Annotated in this window: 1 protein-coding gene; it reads left to right on the forward strand. The window is 74.3% G+C overall.

What is annotated here, in order from left to right; translation table 11 throughout:
• Positions 1-2,026, forward strand: a 2,026-nt coding sequence (locus tag SCWH03_RS28170) for an SDR family NAD(P)-dependent oxidoreductase (protein WP_173267746.1), incomplete at both ends; no start/stop codon positions are given.

The following is a 2,026-nucleotide window of genomic DNA, read 5'->3' on the forward strand; positions in this document are numbered from 1 at the left end:
GCGCCGGGCATCTGGTGCTCACCAGCCGGCGGGGTGCCGAAGCCCCCGGTGCGGAGGAGCTGCGCGGCGAGCTCGAGGCGCTCGGCGCCCGGGTGACCATCGCCGCCTGCGACGCCGCCGACCGCGCTGCGCTCCAGGCGGTCCTGGACCGCGTCGGCGACCTGACCGTGGTCGTGCACGCCGCCGGCGTCGGGACGGGCGACGCAACCGTCGCCGAGCTGTCGTTCGACGACGCCACCGGCATCCTGGACACCAAGATGGCCGCGGCATGGAACCTGCACGAGCTGGCGCCGGACGCCGCGTTCGTCCTGTTCTCGTCCGGCGCGGCGAGCTGGGGCAGCGGCGGGCAACCCGCCTATGCCGCCGCCAACGCCTTCCTGGACGGACTCGCCCACCTGCGCCGCGCACAGGGCCGCCACGCCCTTTCCATCGCCTGGGGCGCATGGGCAGGCGCGGGCATGGCCGCCGACCACGGGCTGTACGGCGAACTCGCCCGCCGCGGCATCGGCGCGATGGCGCCGGAGCTGGCGATGGCCGTGCTGCGGCAGGCCGTCGCCGACGAGGAGACGCAACTCACCGTCACCGACATCGACTGGGCGAAGTTCGCGCCCAGCTTCACGTCCGAGCGGCCGAGTCCGCTGCTCGACGGGATCGCGGAGGCGCGCCGGGCGCTCGCCGACTCAGCTGCGGAGCAGACCGAGTCCGCCCTCGGGCAGCGCCTCCGCGCGCTGTCCCCGGTGGAACGTGACCGGGCGCTGCTCGACCTGGTGCGCACCGAGGCCGCGAGGACCCTGGGATACCCGGAGACCGACACGCTGCCGGCCGGCAGGGCCTTCCGCGAGCTCGGCTTCGACTCGGTCACCGCCGTCGAGGTCTGCGGCAGGCTGAAGGCCGCGACCGGCCTTCCGCTGCCCGCGACCCTGGTGTTCGACCACCCGACCGCGACGGACCTGGCGCGCCACCTGGGCGAGGAGCTGTTCGGCACGTCCGCCGGGTCCGCGGACGTCCGCGCGATCGCCGCCGCCGGCTCCGACGATCCGATCGCGGTCGTCGGCATCGGCTGCCGCTATCCCGGCGGCGTCACCCGGCCGGAAGAGCTGTGGCAGCTCGTGTTCGAGGGCAGGGACGCCGTCTCCGGCTTCCCCACCGACCGCGGCTGGGACCTGGACCGCCTGGCCAGCGCCACGTTCGAGGGCGGATTCCTCGACGCGGTGGGCGACTTCGACGCCGGCTTCTTCGGGATCTCGCCGCGTGAGGCCGTCGTCATGGACCCGCAGCAGCGCCTGCTGCTGGAGACCTCCTGGGAGGCGCTGGAACGGGCCGGTATCGACCCGGCCACGCTCAAGGGCAGCCTCACCGGCGTCTTCGTCGGCACGACCGGACAGGACTACGAGTCGCTGCTGAACCGCTCGCTCGAGGAGACCGGCCCGTATGCCACGACGGCGTTCTCCGCAAGCGTGCTGTCCGGCCGCATCTCCTATCTGCTCGGGCTCCAGGGACCGGCGGTCACCGTCGACACCGCCTGCTCCTCGTCCTTGGTGGCGCTGCACTGGGCGGCCCAGGCACTGCGCGCCGGCGAGTGCAACCTCGCCCTCGCCGGCGGCGTCGCCGTGATGACCACGCCGAACGCCTACACCGCCTTCACCGCCACCGGCGGCCTCGCCCCCGACGGCCGCTGCAAGGCCTTCTCCGACGACGCCGATGGCACCGGCTGGTCCGAGGGCGCCGGAGTGGTCCTGCTGGAACGCCTGTCCGACGCCCGGCGCAACGGCCATCACGTCCTGGCCGTACTGCGCGGGTCGGCCGTCAACCAGGACGGCGCGTCCAACGGCCTCACCGCGCCGAACGGTCCTGCGCAGCAGCGGGTGATCCGGCAGGCGCTGGCCAGCGCCGGGCTGTCGGGCGGGGACGTCGACGTGGTCGAGGCGCACGGCACCGGCACGACGCTCGGCGACCCCATCGAGGCCCAGGCGGTCCTCGCCACCTACGGCCAGGACCGCGACACCCCGGTGCTGCTGGGCTCGAT

The sequence above is a fragment of the Streptomyces pacificus genome (genome assembly GCF_011766325.1).
Classification (GTDB): Bacteria; Actinomycetota; Actinomycetes; order Streptomycetales; family Streptomycetaceae; genus Streptomyces; species Streptomyces pacificus.